3 protein-coding genes are annotated in these 6,607 nt (G+C 68.0%); all 3 read left to right on the top strand.

What is annotated here, in order from left to right:
- Positions 1–1,201 precede the first annotated feature (1,201 nt).
- The 3 genes from ACFOWZ_RS43150 to ACFOWZ_RS43140 all read left to right on the top strand — a co-directional run bounded on the left by ACFOWZ_RS43150 (position 1,202) and on the right by ACFOWZ_RS43140 (position 6,571).
- Positions 1,202–3,409, top strand: a complete 2,208-nt coding sequence (locus ACFOWZ_RS43150) for a GH92 family glycosyl hydrolase (RefSeq protein ID WP_382379784.1) — start codon at positions 1,202–1,204, stop codon at positions 3,407–3,409.
- Positions 3,410–3,437: 28 nt separating this feature from the next.
- On the top strand, positions 3,438–5,684 hold the full coding sequence (locus ACFOWZ_RS43145; RefSeq protein WP_382379783.1) for a LuxR C-terminal-related transcriptional regulator: 2,247 nt from the start codon (positions 3,438–3,440) through the stop codon (positions 5,682–5,684).
- A gap of 83 nt (positions 5,685–5,767) precedes the next feature.
- Entirely contained in the window at positions 5,768–6,571 is an 804-nt protein-coding gene (locus tag ACFOWZ_RS43140; protein ID WP_382379782.1) for a hypothetical protein, read from the top strand.
- Positions 6,572–6,607: the final 36 nt, after the last annotated feature.

The raw sequence follows: 6,607 nt of genomic DNA, 5'->3' as shown, positions 1-6,607 counted from the left end.
AACGCCGTGCGCCGCCAGGTCACCAACCAGGCGGGTTTTTCCCCCTCGCCGACTGAAGAAGGCGATAGTCGAGACGATTGAGGAGATCCGGCATCGTCGCAGTAGCGGACGCCGGCACCGCTCCTATCCCCGCGTGGTTAAACGAGTCCGGTCAGGAGACAAGGTAATCAAGCGAGCTACCCACACGGGAACTCGCCACGATATGCCGCCCGAGCTGCACATATTCGGCAGGGTCGCTTAACTTAGCGGCATTGGGCTCGACCCACAGCGAAGTCCCAGACGCAACCTGATCAACACCGCCTGACCACGGCCACGCGGTGGCGATGGAGGCTGCCTGGCTACGGGGGAGGCGGTGCTGATGAAGGCGACTCTGGCCACGGTCAGGCGCCCTCGCCACCGATGCCGGACCACGGCGAGGCAGCCTCGCCACCGCCGACGAACCAGCGGCGCCATGGGCGGCCGTTGCCCGTGCTGTGTGGTACTACCGCCGCGTGGAGACAGTTTCGCGATGCCAATCCGGCGATGCCAATCCGGCGATGCGAATCCCGCGTGGCTAATCCCTAGAGGTAATCCGCATGGGCAATCCTGAGAGGTCACGTCCAGTGCGGTCAATCTCGCGAAGCCGAAGCCGAAGCCGAAGCAAGCGGCGATGGCGGAGCCGAGCCGAATCCCCACCGCAACGCGGGCAATGGCGAAGCCGAGCACCCCGGCCAACCGCAATGGCGAAGCCGAGCCGGACAGGGCAATGCGTCATCGGGCAAGCGGTAATGACGGGAGCCGAACAACAAACGCAACCACGCACGCTTGCGATTGGGGCTTGACTTTGGGAGCGAGGTGCTAGCCTTTTCGGATCGGGCGGGTGCGGAGCATCCGACCTTTTCCGCCCGACACAGCGCCTCGCAAGGGCCCCGAAGTCAAGCCCCAATCGCAATCGTCGCGAAGCGGCGATGAAATGACCCGGCTCGTCATACGACCCAAAGCGACCACCAACCCAAGGCGACACGGCAGGCGACCACCCCGCTGGAACCTGCGCCGAACCACCCAAGCCGACCCGCACACGCCCCAACGCAAGCCGACCCGCGCACCCCAACCACAGGCCCACCGCGCACCCCAACCCGAACCCAGCCCAGCCCCACCAACCACCCAACCGGACCACACGGCCACCCCCTCCACCCCCACATTCCCAACTAGGCTGGAGACCGTGGACGCACTGGATCCCATTGAGTCGGTCAACACGTTCATCGGCACAAAGGACGAGGGCAACACCTTCCCCGGCGCGTCCATGCCCTTCGGCAAGGCGCACTCCAGTCCGGTCGGCTCCCACTACGCCGGCTACCGCTACGACGACACGGTCATCCGCGGCTTCGGGCACTTCTTCCTGTCTGGTGCGGGGTGCTGGGAGCAGGGCGGGCTAGTGCCAATCCTCCCCGTCACGCAGCTTCCGGCGAGTTTCGACCACAAGCGTTACGGCGCCAAGTACTCGCACGACGGGGAGATCGGCAAGCCCGGCTACTACAAGGTCAAGCTGGAGCGCGACATCACCGTCGAGTGCACTGCGACGACCAGGGCCGGCGTCGAGCGGTACACGTTTCCCAGTGGTGTCAACGCAACGCTTCTCGTCAACGTCGGCCAGGCCAACGACAAAGAGCCCGTCTCCGCCAGCTCTGTCAGGGTCGTCGACGATCGCACCATCACCGGAACCGTGGAGACGCAGGCGTTCTGCGGCGGCCGTCCCTACCTCACCCACTTCATCACCAGGTTCGACCGTCCGTTCAAAGAGTTCGGCACCTGGGGGCCTACTGGATCCAAGCCGGGGCAACGGGAGTCGGCGGGTGGTGCGGGCCTGAGGGGCGCCTGGGTGACCTTCGAACCGGGGCCCGTCACGGCGTACACCGCTTTGTCCCAAGTGGACGAGCGGGGCACCGAAGCCAACCTGGAAGCCGAGACCAGCGGAAAGACGTTCGACGAACTCCGCAACGACGCCCAAGACGCGTGGCGCAAAGAGCTCTGCTGCATCGAGATCGAGACTGAAGACTGGGACGAGCGCGCGGTCTTCTACACCGCGCTGTACCACGTGTTGTTGCAGCCATGCACAGCCAGCGACGTCGACGGGCGGTACCGGGGCTTCGACAACCAGGTTCACCAGGCCGATGGCTGGACGTACTACGAGTACTTCTCGCTGTGGGACACCTATCGCGCGCACAACCAGCTCCTTGCGTTGCTTCGCACGGCGCGCAGCAAGGACATCGCGCGGAGCATCCTCGCCATTCACGAGCAGGGCGGGTGGCTTCCGCGTTGGGCCTACGCGAACCAGGAGACCAACTGCATGACCGGTGATCCGGTCACGCCGTTCCTGGTTGACCTCTGGCGGTTCGGGCATCTCAAGGGCTTCGAGGAGCAGGCCTACAGGGCACTCGTCCAGAACGTCGACGGGGTGCCGCCGCAGAGTTCGCGGTTCCAGGGGCGGTCCGGGAACCCGAACTACCTGGCCAACGGTTTTGTCCAGTACGACAAGCGCTTCCCCAAGAAGGGGCAGGACACCGATCCTCACCACGGGGCTTCGGCGACGCTCGAGTACGCGCTGGCCGACGCGACGCTCGCGATCATGGCCGAGGAGCTCGGGCACAAGGAGGACGCCGAACGGTTCAAGCGGCGCGGGCTCAACCACCGGGCGCTTTGGGACCACAGCGTCACCGACCGCGGGTTCACCGGGTTTCCGCGGCCCAAGCTCGCTGGTGGTGCGTGGCTCACGCCGTTCACGCCGCAGGGGTCCGAGGGGTTCCACGAGGGAACTGCGTGGCAGTACCAGTGGCTCGCACAGCACGACGTGCCCGGCCTGATCACGGCGCTCGGTGGCAAGGCTGCAGCCGAGGCTCGGCTCGACGACTTCTTCGCCTACTCGGACCTGCTGACCGATCCCGTGCGGACCGTGCGCGAGAAGTGGGTTGTCGGGCCGTACGACTACTACAACCAGTTCAGGTACAACCCGAACAACGAACCGGACCTTCACGCGCCGTGGATGTACGCGCTCATCGGCAAGCCGGAGAAGACGTCCGTGGTCGTCAGGGCCGCGCAGACGTTGTTCGTCAACGGGCCGGCGGGTGTCACGGGCAACGACGACCTCGGCACGATGTCCGCCTGGTACGTGTTCAGCGCGCTCGGGATGTACCCCGTGGTGCCGGGCACCGGTGAGTTCGTGCCGCACGCGCCCAGGTTCCGGCGTGCCGTGGTCCACCTGGAGAACGGCAAGGACATCGTGATCAAGGCGGAGGCCGCCGACGTCACGAAGACGCAGGTGGTGCAGCGGATTCGGAGTGGCTGGCTCGCGAAGTCGCGTGATCGGATCGAGCTCGCGGAGCTGCTGTCGGGGACCGCCCTCGAGGTCGACCTCCACACACTTTCCAATTGAGACGCTGAAACGGCCGTACGCTCCCCGGATGGGGATCTGCGCGAACTGCGGCACGGACTTCGCGTCCCTGCCTTCACGAGCGCGGTACTGCTCCAACGCGTGCCGTCAGCGCGCCTACCGCCGGAGGAACGCCGGTACGTCCACTGTGGTCGCCGAGCTGCCGGGTCACGACGACGCGTTCGTGGGCAGGGAACGCGAGCTGGTCGAGCTGCTTTCGTTGCTGCGCAAGCACAGGCTGCTCACGCTCGTGGGGTCGGCGGGAATCGGGAAGACCAGGCTCGCGGTGGAGGTCGCCAGGCGGCACCGGCGGGTCGAGGTGCGCACGGTCGAGCTGGGCAGGTTGAGCCGTCCGGACCAGGTGGTGCAGGCGTTCGCCGAAGCCGTTGGGGTGTACCAGCACGCGGGTGTCGCCCTCAGGACGACGTTGCTCGCGGAACTGGGCAGCCGGCGGATCCTGCTGCTCGTCGACAACTGCGAGCACCTGATCGAGGAGTGTTGTGCCGTGGTGGACGCGCTTCTGGCGCGCTGCCCGCACGTCCAGGTCCTCGCGACCAGCAGGGAAGCGCTGCGGGCGGTCGGTGAGGCTGTTTTCCCGCTGCACGGCATGGACGGCGACGCGGTCCGGCTGTTCACCGAACGCGCGGGCGTGCCGGGTGACCAGGACGTGATCGCGGCGATCTGCGCGCGGCTCGACGGCGTGCCGCTCGCGGTGGAACTCGCCGCGAACGTCTCCGCCTCCGTGCCGCTGACGGAGCTCGCGAGCCGTCTCGATCACCGCTTGGACCTGCTCAGCGACGCGGGCGAACTGGCGCGGCACCAGAGCCTGCGCGCGGCCATCGCGTGGAGTCACGACCTGCTGACGCCGGAGGAGGAAGAGCTGTTCCGGCGGCTCGCGCTGCTGCCGGGCGGGTTCGGGCTGGAGATCGCCCAGGTGGTGCACGGCGGTGCGGTGATCGGCCTGCTCACGGCGTTGCAGGCGAAGTCGTTGGTGGTGCGGGAGAACGACGGCCGCTTCCGGATGCTCGAGTCGGTGCGCCTCTACGCGGAGGAACGCCTGCGCGAGCACAACGAGTACGCCGTGACCGCCGAACGGATCATCGAGTGGTTGTGCGGCAAGGGCGAACCCGGTGTCTCGTCGTCGATCCTCTCGCCGGAACAGGTCGAGGCGCTGCACCAGGAGTACGACAACGTGGCGTACGCCTTCGGGCATCTGGTGGCACCGCAGGACGAACGCAGGCTGATGCTCGCCACGATGGTGCTGAGGGTGTGCTTCGACCGCGGTTATTTCACCGAGGCGGGCGCGGTGCTGATGCAGGTGCTGCACCAGTCGGCCGCCGATGCCCGTTACCGGATCCTCGCGCTGGAGTACGCGTCGTTGCTGGCAGGGCACGAGGAACGGCACGAGGAGGCGGTCGAGCACGCCCTGGAGGCGATCAAGACTGCGGAAGCCGGCGGGCAGGACCAGATCATGTGCCGCCTCCACCGGACGCTGTCGGCCGCGTACGACGGTGCGGGCGACGTCGCGAACACCACGTGGGCGCTGCGCGAGTCGATCCGGCACGGCCGCCGCAACGGCAACGATGTCAGCGTGGCCGTGTCCAGCCACAACCTCGGCTGGCGGCTGCTCGTCCAGGGTGATGCCGACGCCGCCGCCGTCCTGGTGGACGCCGCGTCACCTGTCCTGAAAGCCCATGCGCGGCAGGACGTCGTGGCGATCTCGGTGCACACGTCGGGCTGCATCGCGCTGGAACGAGGAGACGTGGCGACGGCCGGCGCGCGGTTCGCCGACAGCGCCCGGCTGTCCGCCTCCTCCCCACGCGCGGTCCTGGAGTCGATCGAGGGCAGGGGACTCGTCGCCGTGCTGTCCGGACGGCACGAGATCGGCGTGCGCCTTCTGGCCGCCTGCCAGCAGATGCGCACGTCCTGGGTCGTTCCGACCGAGCCGTGGTGGCGCAGGAAGATGGCCGCCGCACTGGACCTCGCCCGGGAAGCCCTGTCCCGCGCGGCTTTCACCAGAGCCCTGAACGCCGGCCGGGCGATGGATGTCCGGCACGCGCTGGAAACCGCGCTGGACGAGGAGATCGTGCAGGACCCGGTGCTCAGCGACCGGCAGCGCGTGGTCGTCGAGCTGGTGGCGCAGGGAATGACGAACGCGCAAGTGGCGGCGAAGCTCGGAATCTCCGACCGCACCGTGGAGTCCCACGTGCGCAACGTGAAGACGGTGTTAAGCCTCACGACGCGCGCCGAGCTGGTGACCTGGGCGCAGTCCAACTGAGACGTAACGCTGCGGTTCATCCGGATGACTTCACGCGCCCCGGCGTTCATTGTTGACGCAACCAACCGAGGGGAGGGGGCGACGTGGAACCTTTCCGCCTGCTGCACCCCGACCTCGTGCCGCGGCGGCGTGAGTCGTTGCAGCACGCAGCGTCCACGCTCGTCCAGATGGGGTTGGACGACACGGTGCTCTCGGCGTCACCCGTGCACCAACGGCTCGCGCGCGTGGTGCTCGCGAGCAACAGCGTGATCGAATGGACGCCCTGCCACGGGGTTCCGCACACCTGCCACGACGAACGCTTCGGCGTCGAGCGCGTCGGCGGCGACCGCGGTGGCGTGTTCCTGTCCGGTCTCCTGATCGCCTACCTCGACGTGCTGGAGAACGCCGCCAGGGCAGGCACCTCGATCAGCGAGGACTCCTGGCGCACCCTGCTGTGGGCACCGACCGCGCTCTTCGACCACGTCCTGCGCCGCCCCCAGGTCGGCATGACCGTGGTGACGCCCGGTCCTCGCACCGAGCACCTGCCGCACGAACGGGCCCAGGCGGGCCACCGCCTCCACCTCGCGCTGATGCAGGTGGTCCGGTTCGCGGTCAGCGGCGTGGTGCGGGCCGAGGACGACCGAACGCTGGTCGAGGACTGCGTCACGCTCGCGACCGCCTGCCTGCGCGCCGCGACGGTGGCGCTCGCGTTCGCCTCGGACGTGCGGCCGGCGAGCCGCGAGGCGCAGTCACCGATCGGCGAGACTCCTGAGCACCGCTACCTCTGGCAGGTGATCGGCGAGGTGCGCGCGGCCGTCCCGCGGGCGAGGTTCGAACAGTTCGCCGCGGCACTGCGGAGGCTGGACGGCGTCGGCACCGCGAGTACGTTGCTGGTGGCGGGGAACTAGCGAGCCCCTGCTGTTTGGCGCGAAAAGCACGTTCGG

Origin of the sequence: Lentzea rhizosphaerae, from assembly GCF_042649515.1 — a bacterium.
GTDB lineage: Bacteria > Actinomycetota > Actinomycetes > Mycobacteriales > Pseudonocardiaceae > Lentzea > Lentzea aerocolonigenes.
This window is presented reverse-complemented; position numbering and strand designations above follow the sequence as displayed.